Here is a 15,340-nt window from a genome sequence, read left to right on the forward strand (position 1 = left end):
CTCGAAATCTATTGAAGGAAAAATTGATTTAGAGAGGGATTGTATATGACCAAAAGAATCGTCATTGACCCTATTACACGTATTGAAGGACATTTGCGAATCGAAGTCAATCTTGACGGTACAAAAATCACAGATGCCTTAAGCTCTGGGACAATTTTTCGTGGGATTGAGAAAATAGTCGTAAATCGTGATCCTCGTGATGTCTGGGCTTTCGTTCAAAGAATTTGCGGTGTATGTACGCATATTCATGCTCTGACATCCCTTCGGGCAGTAGAGGATGCTTTAAATATCGAAATACCCAAAAATGCAAACCTTATCCGCAACATAATGACTGCCGCTCTTCACTTACATGATCATATTGTACACTTTTATCATCTCCACGGTTTTGATTGGATTGACGTTGTCAGCGCCCTTAAAGCCGATCCGGCACAAACATCGGCTCTTGCTGCTTCAATCTCCAGTTGGCCCTTGTCCTCTCCGGGATACTTTAAGGATGTTCAACAAAAAATTAAAACCTTTGTTGAAAGCGGTCAACTTGGGATATTTGCTAATGCTTATTGGGGACATCCGGCATACAAGCTTCCGTCTGAAGCCAACTTAATGGGGGTTGCGCACTATCTCCAGGCATTAGAATGGCAAAAGGAAATTGTCAAAATTCATACTATTTTCGGCGGAAAGAATCCTCATCCAAACTATGCCGTTGGCGGGATGGCTTGCGCTATTAACTTAAATGACAATGACGTTATAAACATGGAACGATTGAATCTTGTTAAATCTAAGATTGATGAAGCTCAGACCTTTGTAGATCAAGTCCTTATACCGGACATTCTGGCTATAGCCGGTTTTTATAAAAACGAGCTTTGGGGAGGCGGAGTGAGTAATTATTTGGCTTATGGCGGGCTTCCCGGGACTGATATCAATGACCCGGATCACTTTCTCTTTCCGCGGGGCGTTATTTTGAATCGTGATCTTAGCAAAGTCTATGATGTTGACCTTAAAGATCCCAACCAAATCCAAGAATTTGTATCTCACTCTTGGTATAAGTATGATGACAAAATCAGCGGGCTCCATCCTTGGAATGGTGAAACAAACCCTTCGTATGATGGCCCTAAACCTCCCTATGACAACCTTGATGAAACTAAATCCTATAGTTGGATTAAGGCTCCCCGCTGGAAAGGACAAGCCATGGAAGTTGGTCCCTTAGCCCGATTTGCTATAGGCTATGCCAAAGGAAACCAGGAGATGAAAGGTCTGGTTGATAGTGCATTACGCAAACTCGACTTGCCAATTACCGCTTTATTCTCCACTCTTGGCCGCACCTTGGCTCGTGCTCTTGAAGCCAAATATTGTGCGGATCATCTGGCTGGGTTTTACAATGAGCTTATTGCCAATATTAAGGCTGGTGACTCTGTGACCTTTAACTCGGAAAAATGGGAACCTCAGACTTGGCCTAAGGAAGCTCAGGGAATTGGTTTTTCTGAGGCCCCCAGAGGAGCTCTTGGTCACTGGGTACGTATAAAAGATGGTAAGGTCAGCAATTATCAAGCAGTGGTCCCCACAACCTGGAATGCTTCTCCGCGTGACCTTAAGGGGCAAAAAGGGGCTTATGAAGCATCCCTCCTTGATACCCCCATGGCTTTAGAAAATCAGCCCCTCGAGATATTAAGAACCATTCATTCCTTTGATCCCTGTCTGGCTTGTTCCACGCACATTCTCGACAAGAACGGGCAGGAAATGCTAAGAGTAAGATCACGTTAAGGGGGGAGGAGAGTTGATGTCTCAGAAAGAACAAGTTTATGTCTGGCAGATTCCCATCCGTTTATTTCACTGGATCAACGCCTTTTGCATTACGATTCTTTTCACAACCGGAATGTATATCGGTTATCCGGCGTTTATTGTCAGCGGTGAGGCTGCCGGTCATTTTCTTATGGGTACCTTTCGTTATGTTCATGTAGTAACGGCATTGATTTTTACAGCTAATATGTTGTTCCGCCTCTATTGGTTTTGGGCGGGCAATGACTACGCCAAACTCCGCTTCTGGAGAAAATCATTTTGGCAAGATACCTTTAAAACCCTAAAGTATTATCTGTTTCTTTCGCAAAAGTCGTCGCCTCATGTAGGTCATAATTCCCTGGCCAGTTTATTCTATCTTTGTTTCATCTGGGTGGCTGGTTGTATGATGATCATCACCGGGTTGGCGATGAAAAGCGGCAGTGACCCGAATGGAACATGGTTTGCTCTATTTGGCTGGATAATTCCGGTTTTAGGTGGAGAATATAACGTCAGGATCTGGCATCATCTGCTGGCCTGGGGGTATCCCCTCTTCCTAATCGGCCATCTCTATATGTTATTTCGTCAGGACATTTTGGACAAAGACGGAACCGTCTCCTCCATTATAACCGGCTGTAAATTTGTTGAGACCAATAGTTACGTCTCGCCTGATTTGGACTTTTCTCCAGAGACAATTTCAGCAGGGGCTTTGGAAGCTGCCAGCTCGCAAAATAACTCCATATAAGGATACAGAGCATTGATCGGGAGGGCATATTCTTGAATAAGGTTAATAGGGAAGACCAAATTGAAATCGGGATACTGGGACTTGGAAATTCGATTCGCCAGGACGAAGGGGTCGGTATTCACCTTTTAGAACGGCTCCGCAATGATCTGCCATCGGAAATTGTCCTTCTTGATGGAGGAACGGATGGCTTGAGGTTATTAGAATTCGTTGAGAATACGAAACGTCTGATCGTTTTGGATGCTGTTGAGGCGGGGAAAAAGCCTGGAGAGGTAGTCGTGTGGCGTGGAGATGACGTGCCGAAGTATACAAGTAATAAACTTTCTGTGCATCAAATGAGTTTTGCAGAAGTTTTGTACTGGGCCGGATTCCAAGGACGTTCACCGAATGAAATTGTTGTTATTGGCGTTCAGCCTGAGAATCTGGACTGGGGTACTGAATTAACGGAGACGCTGCAGAGAAGTATTCCGGAAGCCCTTAATCAAGTGAATGCCTGCCTGGAAGAATGGAGTGTTATGAAAGCTGCTGGCCATTGAGGCTGGGGCTTTTTTAATTTTCTCAGCAGTTAGGGATGGGCAGCGGTGCATATGTTTTCTGGCAAATACTTAAAATAGTTAAAATGGCCTAAGAACTTATGACACGCGGCTTAGGAAAATTCCAAAGCAATGTAGGGCCTTTGTTTCAGCGAAAATGTCTTAGGAATTGGAGATGGGACAGATGAACGTTGCAATAATGGGCGCGGGATTGTCTGGATTGGCATGCGCGATTACTTTAGAAAAAATGGGTGTAACCCCGACAATTTTTGAGAAAAGGTCCCAAGTAGGAGACCGTTTTGTTAATGGCGAAGCCTTTTTGCCGGCCTTGAATCGGCCTATTGCGGATTGTTATGCTTATTTGTCAGAAAAACATAATATCTACATACAGCCTTTAAGCAATATCCGACGAATAACTGTCTCTTCAGAAAATGCTCAAGCCACATTACATGGACAATTGGGTTTTTTAAATGTCAGAGGAAGAGACAGGGATTCTTTAGAATTTCAACTCTCTAAACAGGTAAAATCAGAGATCATTTTCAATTCTCAATATACCTATGAAAATCTCCTGCAAAATTTTACCCATATTGTACTTGCAACGGGTGACGCAGCCTATACTGCCAAAATACAGGATTTTCGACAAGACCTCACTGTTACTCTTAAGGGAGCGACGGTTGAGGGGAGTTTTGATAAACATCATGTCGGGGTGTGGCTTAATAACAATTTTGCTCCACAAGGGTATGGCTATTTACTTCCTTTTTCTGAAAAAGAAGCGACAATTACCCTTGGATATCCCGATTATCCTCATAATCAAAAATTTGACCTAAAGAGTTTATGGGAGAAATATTATCAACGAGTGTGCAGAGATTTGCAGCAAGACCTGCGAGTAACCGATAACTTTGAGGTTACTCGATATATTATTGGGATTTGTTCCAGTCCCCGCTTGGGTAATACCTTTTTTACCGGTAATTGTTTTGGCGCCATAATGCCTGCTTACGGCTTTGGTCAACTTCCTGCTATTCTGACAGGCATCTATGCTGCGAAAGATTTATGTGGCCTGGGTAATTACAGAGAGTTAATTAAGCCCCTAAAGCAAAGCTATAAGTATTCGTTAGCTTTGCGCCGAGCGGTAGAGAAACTAGATAATAATAAGTTGGATAGACTAGTACGACTTATTGATACTGAATTAGCCAATAACTTAATCACAAATCCGTACATTAATCTCATGAAACTATTAGGTTTTGCCTTACGGCCTTATCAAATAATGAAAGAAGTTTAGGTACGTAATGATAGTCGGATTTGATGGAAAGGAATTTTAAAGTATTGTGGAAAAATATGGAATTACGGCATATTGTGTATTAAGTTTCAAGAAAGGAGGAAAAGAGAATGGCATTTGGAGCAGCTGGCGGTGGAGCAGGTTTTGGTTGGGGAGCAGGTATTGGAATTGTTGTGGTAATTATCTTACTTTTAATTGCTATGGGCATCGTATTCTAAAAAAATAAAAAAAGAAAGAGGAGATAAATTATGTACGGATATGGAGGCTTTGGAGGCTTCGGCGGTTATGGCGGTTACGGCGGCTATGGTTATGGCGGCGGCTGCATCGGAGCAGGGATTATTGCCATTGCTGTTCTTATTTTGATTGCACTTGGAGTAATCTTTTAAATCGGAGTTTTAAATCTAAAATATTGCAGACTGCTGGCAATGCTTGCAGTCTGCATTGATTTTAGGCCCTAATTATTTGTAATGTAATTAGGTTTCCATAGGCACAAGAGCAAAAAAATATAATTTGTAAAATAAATAACGTTGACGTAAACTATAAATAAATGGTTTGTAGCCAAAAGCTCTAGCTCAATTAATTTCGTAATTGTTTCAAGCGGAAGAATGTTGAGAGGAAGCTATTTTGAAGAGAAAAGAGAAAGGAAAACGAAAACGAAAACGAAAACGAAAACGACAACTATTGCTAATGCTCAAAAGATTGATATTTACAGAATGACAACGCTTAAAAAGGCACAAAATAAGACAGTTATGAATCTTGAAGATTAGTAAGCTTTAACGGATGGTCGCCATCAGTAAAAGCTTCTGATAATCTCGGCGAATATTATTAGGGAAGGATCACAGTTTATGCAAAGCACACGTTATAAATGGATTGCATTGTCAAATACAACCCTTGGAGTATTTATGGCGATGCTCAACGGAAATATTGTATTAATTTCGCTTCCGGCTATTTTTAGAGGAATCCAAATAAATCCCATGGCCCCTGCAAGCACCGCTTATTTGCTCTGGTTGTTGATGGGGTATACAGTGGTGACAGCTACATTGCTTGTTTCCTTTGGCAGAATATCCGATATATATGGCCGTGCCCGCTTATATAATCTAGGTTTCGCTATTTTTACTGCAGCTTCAATCTTGCTCGCTCTAACCCCGGGAAAGGGAAGCATCGGGGCAACCGAATTAATTCTCTTTCGACTTTTGCAAGGGGTTGGTTCAGGATTCCTGTTCTCCAACAGCACTGCGATTCTTACAGATGCCTTTCCTCCTAATCAAAGGGGAATGGCAATGGGTCTGAATCAAATCCTTGGCATCGGTGGTTCCTTAGTAGGGTTAATCTTGGGTGGCCTTTTAGCCGATATCCAATGGCGTTTAGTTTTTCTAGTCAGTGTTCCTGTCGGCCTTACGGGTACAATATGGGCCTATCTTAAATTAAAGGATACAGGTTTATTGTTGAGGAAAGAGAAGATCGACTGGTTAGGAAATGGTACCTTTGCCGTTGGCTTAACGGCCCTTCTCTTAGCGTTGACTTATGGTATTATGCCCTATGGAGCATCGAAAATGGGTTGGGGCAATCCTTGGGTTATTGGCGGCATTATTCTTGGAGTTGTCCTTTTAGCAGGCTTTATTTATATCGAACTTGTTACCGAGACACCTATGTTTCGCTTAGAATTATTTAAAATCAGAGCTTTTGCAGCCGGTAATCTTAGTTTGTTTTTATCATCAGTAGCTCGAGGCGGATTACAGTTCATGCTGATCATCTGGCTCCAGGGAATTTGGCTTCCTCTCCACGGCTATAGTTTTGAGCAAACACCCTTGTGGGCGGGGATTTATATGCTGCCTATGATGTTAGGCTTTTTTGTCATGGGACCTATAAGCGGCTTTCTTTCGGACCGTTTCGGCGCTCGCGGTTTTGCCACAATTGGCATGCTATTATCAACGCTTGCTTTTATATTATTAACTCTTTTGCCGGCCAATTTCAGTTATTTGCCCTTTGTTATTATATTGCTGATTGCCGGTATAGGAATGGGGATGTTTGCTGCTCCTAATACAACGGCTATCATGAATACTGTTCCTCCCGAGCATCGGGGAGCTTCTTCCGGGATGCGTGCTACATTACAAAATACAGGCTCGGCTTTAAGTATGACATTGTATTTCAGCATCTTGATCATTGGCTTAGCTCATCATTTGCCTGCCACCATGTACCAAGGACTTATCAGTGCCGGAGTTCCGGCAGCGGCCGCCCAAACAGTTGCCAGCCTGCCGCCGACGGGAGCTTTGTTTGCTGCCTTTTTAGGTTATAATCCGATGGCCCAATTGTTACCTTCGGCTGTTCTCCATAATTTGCCTCAGGCGAGTCAACAGCTGATTCTTGGTACGGTCTTCTTTCCTAAACTAATTGCTCCTGCAGTCATGTCAAGTTTGCGAATTGCTTTTTACATTTCTGCAGTATTATCGGTTATTGGGGCGGTAGCTTCCTATATGCGAGGAAAAACGACTCAGCCTCTTCAATAGTCAATGAAATTTTTTTATAAATACTACGATAAAATTAACAATTACTTTAAAGGGGTGGGGTAATTATGGCAAAAGCATTTGAAACTATGGTAAAGCAGGTCGTATCGGTAAGTAATTATGATTCAGTAAAAACGGTCCTTCAGGCTTTTGTGGAACATCGGATCAGCGGCGTTCCTGTCATCAATGCTAAGAATGAACCGATCGGTTTTATCAGCGATGGTGATATCATGAAAAATATTGGCTATCAGGATCCAAAGATATTCTTTATCGACGCTTTTAATTCAGCTTCGTGGGTGGATACGGAAACCTTTGATGATAAAATTAAAAATCTCATGAATTGCAATGTTATGGAAATCGCCACTAAACGGGTCATAACTGTGGAAGCAGAAGAGGATCTGGATCAAGTGGCCAAAGTCTTAGGTAACAAGAAAATAAAGAAGGTCCCTGTTGTTTCCCAGGGGAAACTTGTAGGTATTATTAGTCGTGGAGACATTGTGCGTTATATCGTAAATAACTTTATTAAATAAGATTAGCCCGAGAAAGCATTCACATAATAGAGCCCCCAACCTGAAACTGGTCCTTATCAGTTCCAAGTAGGGGGCTTTTGTCGTTGCACATTAACTTTTATCGAACTAGGGAGCTACCCAAGGTTTAATACGATTTTGCAGAAAACACTTATTTCAAGCAGCTTTAAAGGGAAGACAATTACTCCCTTATTAGAAACGAATAAGTCGCCATAAAAATCCGGGCGAATTTATGGGTTGTAAATTTTGAAGCGGAATAGATTGGACTTCTTCACCGGATTTGATTTTCAAAGCGGCGCTATTACTGTTGGCTGTGATTGGTAATTTAGTAGTTTGGATATCTATGGAATAGTTGACTTTCATTCCAGGATATCCGAAGATTTTTACAGGCTTAGACGCTTTTAACGGACTGTTGCTGTCCCAAGCTGTTGTAAGTTCGCCATAACCAGAGGCAGGTTGGTCTAAGGTATAGAGTTTGAATTGAGAGCGAACTTGATCCATTATGTCAACATTTGCTTGGAGCGCACTTTGGAGAGATTGCTGAGTAATTTGCCCTAAGACCGCACCAATAATGTAATGGGTTTCATCGCCAACTACAACGGGCGCTGCCGATACAAAACAACCGCCTGCCGCTGTTGTGGATCCTGTTTTAATGCCTGTAATGCCATGTTTTCCTACCATACTATTGACATTGTAGACTGTTCCGGCAACAGGAAGAGTCGCTTGCGGCATGGCAACAATTTGACGAAAAACAGGGTCTTGCATGGCTGCTTGGGCAATTTTTATTTGATCTACAGCGGTGCTGACTGTCGTTTCGCTGACACCGCTGGCATCTGCATAGTGTGTTTTAGTCATGCCAAGCAATTTTGCGGTTTCGTTCATTTTAGCAACAAAAGCTTCATCAGATCCGGCTACCCAGCGGCCAAGGGTATCGGCAACATTGTCTCCCGAAGGGAGTAATAAACCTTCCAGGAGTTGCCTTTCAGTGAGGGTTTCCCCTTCTTCAATCTTTAAATATGAATAGCCGTTGCTTAAAGCGTTTTGATAACCAGCGAAATCTTGAGCACTCATAGTTAAAGCGGGACCGTCTTGACCAGGTTGTAAAGGATGAGCTTTTAAGACTAAATAAGCAGTCATAATTTTTGTAACGCTGGCAATTGGTACGGATGTTTGGTTTGGCGTTGACGTTATGACCCCTAAATTTTCTGTGCCAACAGCTGATTCACCCTGTTCGGGAAATGTGACCGAAAAATGACCGGGCAATGAAGAGGACGTTGTAGCTAGTTTCGCTTCTACACCCGGCAGAGGGCCATTATAACGACCAACAGCCAGAGCACAAATTAAGATTACAATGAGCAAAACCAAAATTCCTTTGATGGGAACCATCGAAACCTTGTGAGATGGGGAAGTGGACGGAGTCCCAGACATAAAAAAACCTCCTTAAATAGATTAATAGGAACAGTTTAATTTTACAGGAAGAGTTCGGTTTCGACAAATGGTTTCTTTGCAAAATAGTTATTTTAGACATAAGTTTATAATAGGTAATTAGTATATCCACGGAAGTGAAATGGGTCACATAAACTTAGATTATGTCAAATTAAATTTGATGTTTGTCACAAATTTAGAAATAATGTAATAATATGATAAAAATACGTTATAATGGTTAAATGATGTTGTACTTTATCATATCTTATAATATACTACCTTTCAGTGATACAAAACTGTTTAATGATGTAAGGAGATAATCGATAATTTAACATTCAGTGATAAAGGCAAACTCAGTGAGAGCTGAGGACGCAAAGCCACGGGTCTAGCTAAAGGATGATAGACAGCCGGGTTACCAAACAAAGAAACTGTGTCGCCGTTCATTGAGTTCGGCGTTTTTTATTTATAATAAGGAAGGGTTAAGGGAGATAAAGAGGAGGGAGAATTCTTGAATTGGTTGTTAAAGCAAGTCCATACGAATTTAGCAGTGAGCAGGACAGCGAATGCCGATTTATTTGATAAAGTGGGTGTATTGTTATTACATAAAGGACAACCAATCACAGAAGGTATCCGAGATCTTCTTGAAAATAGGGAGGTTTTTATTTGGGAGAGAAAAGAAGATGAAAATCGTTCGTCAAATGTTGTTAAAGCTTTTCCTAAGGATGTCTATGTTAAATTAGTTGGTTCTTTATGGAGTATTTATCATGAGGCAAAACTTATTAGTCAAGAACAGATAGAACATACAATTAATCTAGTGGAAACAATTATCAAACAATTAAGACCTATTAATGTATATTTAAATTTGAATTTGGTCCGACTTGATGTTGAACAATTTAAACATCATGATTATGGGACTTTTGCGCATAGTCTGAACGTAGCAATTTTAGCAACGTTGACAGCCAGGCGTTTGAGGTATAGCGAGAAGAAACTTAGGCATTTAACTCTGGGAGCACTTTTGCATGATTTGGGTAAATTGAATATTCCTAAAGAAGTTTTGAATAAACCTGGAACTTTGACGGCGAAAGAGCTGCTTCTTATGAAGCAGCATCCACAGTTTGGCGCGGATATGTTGAAAAACTCTCGGGTATTGCCAAGTGTATTAGAGACAGTCGTTAAACATCATGAACGCTGGAATGGCACTGGCTATCCTTGCGGGTATAAAAAGGATGATATTCATCTCGATGCCCAAATTGTAGCTGTTACCGATGTATTCGAAGCATTAACTGCTGACAGACCCTATCGAAAAGGTTTGCCGCCTTACTATGCTTTGGAGATGATCATTGCTGGGGCGGGAAAAGGTTATAATCCTACAGTTGTTAAAGCTTTTCGTGAAAGCCTTATCTTATATCCGGAAAATGCAGTTGTAACACTCAATACCGGTGAAATAGGAGTCGTTGCGGCTGTTCCCGTGCAAATGCCTACACGGCCTTTGATTCGTCTGTTAAGAGATAACAAAGGACGGTTTCTCAATAAGGCACAATATGTAGATTTAATGCAAGATTTAACTCGTTTTATTGGGCGTGTTGAGTTTAACCTTCCAATGTGAGGTTATCCAGAGGATGGGAATCCAAACAAAAACGAAAGGGAAAATAAGATAACTTTCAACAAAAGAAAGTTTTGTACTTAAATAGAATCCCTTTTTAACTCCGAAAGCGATTCCAAGAAATGTAGCACCTAATAGGAGCCGCCATTTTATTCCTTTTAAATTTAGAACTGTTTCTAATCCCCAAGTGGTCATGTAAAAAAAAGCGCAACATTTTATCACTAAGGCACCGAGCCAAACTCCCATAAATAAGGATTCTACACCAGCCACGGTCCTGCTTATTTCTACCATTTTACCTAATTCAAGAATGCCAAAGGATAGACGAATTGTTTCTCTTGGTCCAAAGACAAGAATTTGACTTAAAACTACGATGGTATTTAAAATTCCTACAAGAAAAGCTGCTCGCCAAATCCCCGTCTTAAATTGGCTTATTTCTTGCTGATTGTTCTGGGGCAGAAATGTAATGATTCCTGCTAAGAACATGGAATAGACCATGGGAAAAGGTATTACTTTAAGAGCGCCCCATAAAAGGGGTTTAACTCCGTTTTCAAAGAAAGGAAGAAGTTCATTTTGTTCAATGCGCGGAAATGTTAGGACAATGTTAAAAACTAAGGCCACAACGATGACGGGCAGGAGGACTTCAGAAAAGCGAGCAAAGACTTCAATTCCAGTAGATGCTAAATAGAATACTAGCAGCAGACCACCAAGGTAAAGGACCCAACGAGGCACTAAGGGCATTATGGATTGTTCGTAAATAATTCCGATAAAAGCTAAGAGTAACCCGCCATAGTAACCGGATATTACAATATAGAGAGAACCTATAATTTTTTCAGTCCATTTCCCAAAGATAATTCCCGAAATATCCAACAAATTTTTTTCGGGGTATCGGGCTGATAATGAAAGTATCATAATACCGTAAGGAATTGTTAATGCAAAGGCAGGCATAATAGACATCCAACCGTCCCGTCCGCCTGCTTCGGTAACAAAAGTGGCAATGAGAAGGAACGTTCCGCCCATGAGTACAGATGCTCCTAAGGTCATGAATTGGTGTGCTGAAATTCTTTCCATAGTCCCTTCCCGTTTGAACCTTCTCACGTTTGCTTTACCAGTTGTGTCAAATTTTGAAAACAAACATGGTATCCAATAGTTTTACCCGTCAATCCTTCAATTATCCTTAATTTAAGAGGGCTTCGCCGGTACCCGTAACGATTCAGGTCTGCGATTTAAGCAATTTTGTTAAAGGGACGATTTTAATTCCCTGAGCTTTAATTTCCGGAAGCATCTCCTTAATCGCCCGTGCCGTATTAGGCCCTTGAGGGCCGACATGACCGATACCTATTGCTTTACCGGAAATCTTTGCTTTGGAAATGAGAAGTTTAATTTGTTTTTTAATTGAATTCAGATCCGCAGAATTATCCAAGAAAATATCCCGAGTACCTGCTGCTAAACCGGCATTTTTTGCTTCTCGAGCTAAAATGGTCGACTCAGTTGTCTTGCTGTCCAAGACTACTAATCTATGTTCTTTTGCCATCGCTACTATTGCCGATACAACTTGAAGGTTTTCTGTGCCCTTTGATCCCATATGATTACTTATCCCAACTGCATAGGAAATTTGCTTATAACTCTCTTCAAGGCGTGTTCGAAGTTCTTGCGGTGACAAATTTGTTGTTAGAGCCCCAGGTCCAAGCCATTCCCGACGCCCGTTCTTTGCTTCAATGGGCATGTGAATAATAATTTCGTAACCAAGATCATGGATTAATTCTGTTTCCTTTTTACTATAGAGCAGATTAGGCATAATTGCAGCAGTAATTGGAATGTTTAATTCTAACATCTGTTTTGTGCCAGGATTATCAATGCCGAAGTCATCGATGACAATAGCTATTTCACCGCTGACAGGCTCTACTGATATGGGACGATTTGAAGAAGCCGCATGTCGTATAAATCCTATAATTGTCATGATTGTAATAATTAAGATTGAAAGTGATACGATAGGACGTCGAGGGATTAAGATTATGTTACGGTGATTCATAGCCTTACACCTCTGTTTCGCTTCTTATTTGAATATATTGATTAATACCCGGAGTAAGACATAAACTTTGAAAAAAGAGTGAATTCTTCAGATGGCTCTTGTTTTATTCATAGGTAAGAAAATCCGAAAGGTATTCCAACAGAAAAACTAAGCAGCCTCGTTTCGGGATTGAACGGAACAGGGCTGCTTAGTTTTTTTGAATTATTTGCTATTCAATTTTCATTGAACTTTCAGCTTACATTCATTATAGATTCAGCTTAACGCTTAATAATTGAAGAAAGTTCTCTAAACTTCAAGGAGGTTGACAAAAATGCACAGAGCCGAAGATATTAAAATTTTATTAGTTGCGGACGAGCCAAATATTCTGGAGTTTTTAGAGATGGGTTTTAAATATGAAGGATTTACTGTTCGTATTGCTCAGAATGAGAAGAAAGCTTTGAAAATTGCCAAGTCTTTTCAGCCCCATGTTGCCCTTATAGACCTCGTAGGATTAAAAGTTGGTGATTCAAACCTAAGTTCATCCCTAAAAAGAATAGGTGAAACAGCTATTATTTTCTTGACAGAGAAGAATGAGGATTCGGTAAATAGTTTGCTGGAGGCTGATGATTATCTGGGAAAACCATTTAGTTTTGAAGACTTATTGGCAAGAATCAATTGCAGAATTAATGAACAATTTCCTCATTTATTGGATGGGAGTGATACTCAAGAGATTGTTTAAATAGACCAAATTTCAGTAAACTTTCAGCCTGCATTTAGAGGCAATTCAGAAACACAGGTTATAGTAGGTACAGTAAACGTAAACAGCATCAGAAATTTATAAAGGAGTAAGAATCATGAAATTAAAGGGAAAACGAATCGATACGATTCTTATCGGGACCGCCTTGCTTGCGGCGTTTCTCAATATATACGGCATTTGGAAAGACCAATACGCCAATGCTTACTATACGGCTGCAGTAACAAGTATGCTCCAAAGCTTTCATAATTTCTTCTTTGCATCCTTCGATCCAGGTGGATTTGTTACAGTGGATAAGCCGCCAGTAGCTTTTTGGATCCAGACCCTTTTTGCTTCCCTCCTCGGAGTTCATGGTTGGAGCGTAGTTTTGCCTCAGGCTTTGGCAGGGGTCGGTTCGGTATTACTACTATATTTCTTGATTAAACCAAGTTTCGGACGGGCTGCAGCAAGAATTTCAGCTTTAGTGATGGCCTGTACGCCGATTGCTGCAGCGGTTAGCCGTTCAAATAATGTCGATAGTATGCTGGTCTTTACCCTCTTGTTGGCAACGGCGTTGTTATTTAAAGCCGTTCGCAAGAGCAAAACCATACTTTTCCTGGGAGCTTTTGCTCTTATTGGTGTCGCTTTTAATATTAAAATGCTTCAAGCTTATATGGTTCTTCCTGCATTTTATCTCCTCTCTTGGCTGGCCTTTAAGGTGAATTGGAAGAAGAAACTAAAAGTTTTAGCCGCTTCTACTGCAGTTATGCTCGCCTTATCCTTCTCTTGGGCCCTGATTGTCGACAGTATTCCTCAGGCAGATCGTCCCTATATCGGCAGCAGTCAGACGAACTCTGTTCTAGAACTGGCGTTTGGGTATAACGGTGTTTCCCGGCTGACCGGTCAAGGCGGTCCTGGCGGAGGGAACCAAAGAAGCTTTGCTGATAGCCAAACACACGGCCAATGGACGCAAAACTTGAAGCAAGGTGATCGTTCAGCACAAGATGGTCATGGAGGAATTCCGGATGGCATCAATCCGCCAGGTGGTCTGGCAAATGGAGGGCCTGGAGGTAATCGGGGCGGGGGAGGCATGTTTAATACTGGTACGGCAGGCCCACTCCGTTTGTTTCAATCAGAATTATCAGGACAAATCAGCTGGATGCTCCCGTTTGCCCTCTTATCGGCACTTGGTTTGTTCATTGGAATACGCAGGAAACAGCCATTGACGGTTAAGCAAAAGGAAAGTCTTTTTTGGCTGGCTTGGTTAATACCGATGATGGGATTTTTCAGTGTCGCAGGCTTTTTTCACCAATATTATTTAGTCATGTTGGCACCGGCTATTGCTGCTTTAACAGGCACAGGATGGGTTGAGTTATTAGGTTTGAATCGCAGCCGAGAGGGGTGGAAACAATGGCTGCTGCCCATAGGAATACTGGGGACAACAGTCTTTCAACTCTATATCCTCTTGCCTTATAAAGAGACAATCGGATGGAGTTTGCCGATCTCCCTCGGAATCCTGGGCAGCATCATAACTATCTACTTCCTTCTGCCTTTGTCCAGAGGAAAAGGCGCAGAGGCAAATCAGTCAGCAAGCAGGGCACGTGTGCTCTACACTAAGGCGGCCGCGATTGGCGGGATCTTCGTTTTGTTGGCGGCTCCTCTCTATTGGGCGGCAACACCGCTCATCTATGGGGATAATGCCATGATGCCGGCTGCCGGACCGCAGCAAACCTTTACTTTTGGACAATGGCAAAATAGAAATCAAGCACAGTCCCCAATTCAGAGCCAATCTTCTGCCACTAACAGAAGCCAAGGCCCTGGACAGAGACAGGATACCATTAATACTCAGCTGTTAGCTTATTTAAAAGCTCATAATACCGGGGAAAAATACCTTTTTGCAACGACCAATGCAGGTACTGCAGAAGCCTATATAATTCAAACCGGTCAAGCGGTGATGGCAATGGGAGGGTTTTCTGGTTCTGACCCAATTCTTACTGTCGACAAATTGAAACAAATGGTCGCTAATAAAGAAATAAAGTATTTTCTGCTCTCCGGAGTCGCCCTTGGTGGAGGCAGTTCAGATATTCAAACCTGGATTCAGCAGAATGGTACGGAAATACCCCAGTCTGAATGGCAAGCTAATTCGAGCAGTAATACCGGCGGAATCATGGGTATGAACGGCGCCGGTACGTTATATGAAGTCAATCCTTAAAAGGAGG

At 41.6% G+C, this 15,340-nt stretch carries 14 protein-coding genes and 1 riboswitch; of the genes, 11 read left to right on the forward strand and 3 right to left on the reverse strand.

Going from position 1 to position 15,340, the window contains the following annotated elements; translation table 11 throughout:
• Positions 1-45 precede the first annotated feature (45 nt).
• The 8 genes from ACPUYX_RS16560 (at position 46) to ACPUYX_RS16595 (ending at position 7,355) form a co-directional block, all read left to right on the forward strand.
• The gene (locus tag ACPUYX_RS16560) at positions 46-1,758 is read left to right on the forward strand and encodes a nickel-dependent hydrogenase large subunit (protein ID WP_426380741.1); all 1,713 of its coding nucleotides are present in this window, start codon (positions 46-48) and stop codon (positions 1,756-1,758) included.
• A 16-nt stretch (positions 1,759-1,774) separates the two neighbouring features.
• Positions 1,775-2,515 (forward strand): Ni/Fe-hydrogenase, b-type cytochrome subunit, encoded by a 741-nt coding sequence (gene cybH, locus ACPUYX_RS16565; RefSeq protein WP_426380742.1) that lies wholly within the window; start codon positions 1,775-1,777, stop codon positions 2,513-2,515.
• Positions 2,516-2,547: 32 nt separating this feature from the next.
• A complete protein-coding gene (locus ACPUYX_RS16570) occupies positions 2,548-3,048 on the forward strand; it encodes a HyaD/HybD family hydrogenase maturation endopeptidase (protein WP_426380743.1) in 501 nt (166 codons plus the stop codon).
• A 181-nt stretch (positions 3,049-3,229) separates the two neighbouring features.
• Complete coding sequence (locus ACPUYX_RS16575; RefSeq protein WP_426380744.1) at positions 3,230-4,324, forward strand: NAD(P)-binding protein; 1,095 nt, start codon at positions 3,230-3,232, stop codon at positions 4,322-4,324.
• A 245-nt stretch (positions 4,325-4,569) separates the two neighbouring features.
• Positions 4,570-4,707 (forward strand): hypothetical protein, encoded by a 138-nt coding sequence (locus ACPUYX_RS16580; RefSeq protein ID WP_426380745.1) that lies wholly within the window; start codon positions 4,570-4,572, stop codon positions 4,705-4,707.
• Positions 4,708-4,926: 219 nt separating this feature from the next.
• Positions 4,927-5,088 (forward strand): hypothetical protein, encoded by a 162-nt coding sequence (locus ACPUYX_RS16585; RefSeq protein WP_426380746.1) that lies wholly within the window; start codon positions 4,927-4,929, stop codon positions 5,086-5,088.
• A 78-nt stretch (positions 5,089-5,166) separates the two neighbouring features.
• Complete coding sequence (locus ACPUYX_RS16590; RefSeq protein WP_426380747.1) at positions 5,167-6,828, forward strand: MFS transporter; 1,662 nt, start codon at positions 5,167-5,169, stop codon at positions 6,826-6,828.
• 65 nt (positions 6,829-6,893) lie between these two features.
• Positions 6,894-7,355 (forward strand): CBS domain-containing protein, encoded by a 462-nt coding sequence (locus ACPUYX_RS16595; protein ID WP_426380748.1) that lies wholly within the window; start codon positions 6,894-6,896, stop codon positions 7,353-7,355.
• 189 nt (positions 7,356-7,544) lie between these two features.
• On the opposite strand, the gene ACPUYX_RS16600 is transcribed toward ACPUYX_RS16595, so the two are convergent.
• Positions 7,545-8,780 (reverse strand): D-alanyl-D-alanine carboxypeptidase family protein, encoded by a 1,236-nt coding sequence (locus ACPUYX_RS16600; RefSeq protein ID WP_426380749.1) that lies wholly within the window; start codon positions 8,778-8,780, stop codon positions 7,545-7,547.
• Positions 8,781-9,113: 333 nt separating this feature from the next.
• A riboswitch (cyclic di-GMP riboswitch) is annotated at positions 9,114-9,197 on the forward strand.
• 88 nt (positions 9,198-9,285) lie between these two features.
• Here ACPUYX_RS16600 and ACPUYX_RS16605 point away from each other — a divergent pair.
• A complete protein-coding gene (locus ACPUYX_RS16605; RefSeq protein WP_426380750.1) occupies positions 9,286-10,383 on the forward strand; it encodes an HD-GYP domain-containing protein in 1,098 nt (365 codons plus the stop codon).
• Here the strand turns inward: ACPUYX_RS16605 and ACPUYX_RS16610 are convergent.
• Both ACPUYX_RS16610 and ACPUYX_RS16615 read right to left on the reverse strand, forming a co-directional pair.
• The gene (locus ACPUYX_RS16610) at positions 10,339-11,448 is read right to left on the reverse strand and encodes a GerAB/ArcD/ProY family transporter (RefSeq protein ID WP_426380751.1); all 1,110 of its coding nucleotides are present in this window, start codon (positions 11,446-11,448) and stop codon (positions 10,339-10,341) included. The genes ACPUYX_RS16605 and ACPUYX_RS16610 overlap by 45 nt on opposite strands.
• Before the next feature lie 142 nt (positions 11,449-11,590).
• Entirely contained in the window at positions 11,591-12,409 is an 819-nt protein-coding gene (locus ACPUYX_RS16615; protein ID WP_426380752.1) for a divergent polysaccharide deacetylase family protein, read from the reverse strand.
• 310 nt (positions 12,410-12,719) lie between these two features.
• On the opposite strand from ACPUYX_RS16615, the gene ACPUYX_RS16620 reads away from it, so the two are divergent.
• Positions 12,720-13,127, forward strand: coding sequence for a response regulator (locus tag ACPUYX_RS16620; RefSeq protein WP_426380753.1), 408 nt, complete (start codon positions 12,720-12,722; stop codon positions 13,125-13,127).
• Between the two features lie 115 nt (positions 13,128-13,242).
• On the forward strand, positions 13,243-15,333 hold the full coding sequence (locus ACPUYX_RS16625) for a glycosyltransferase family 39 protein (protein WP_426380754.1): 2,091 nt from the start codon (positions 13,243-13,245) through the stop codon (positions 15,331-15,333).
• Positions 15,334-15,340: the final 7 nt, after the last annotated feature.

It is taken from the genome of Desulfosporosinus sp. SYSU MS00001 (assembly GCF_049943955.1).
Taxonomy (GTDB): domain Bacteria; phylum Bacillota; class Desulfitobacteriia; order Desulfitobacteriales; family Desulfitobacteriaceae; genus Desulfosporosinus.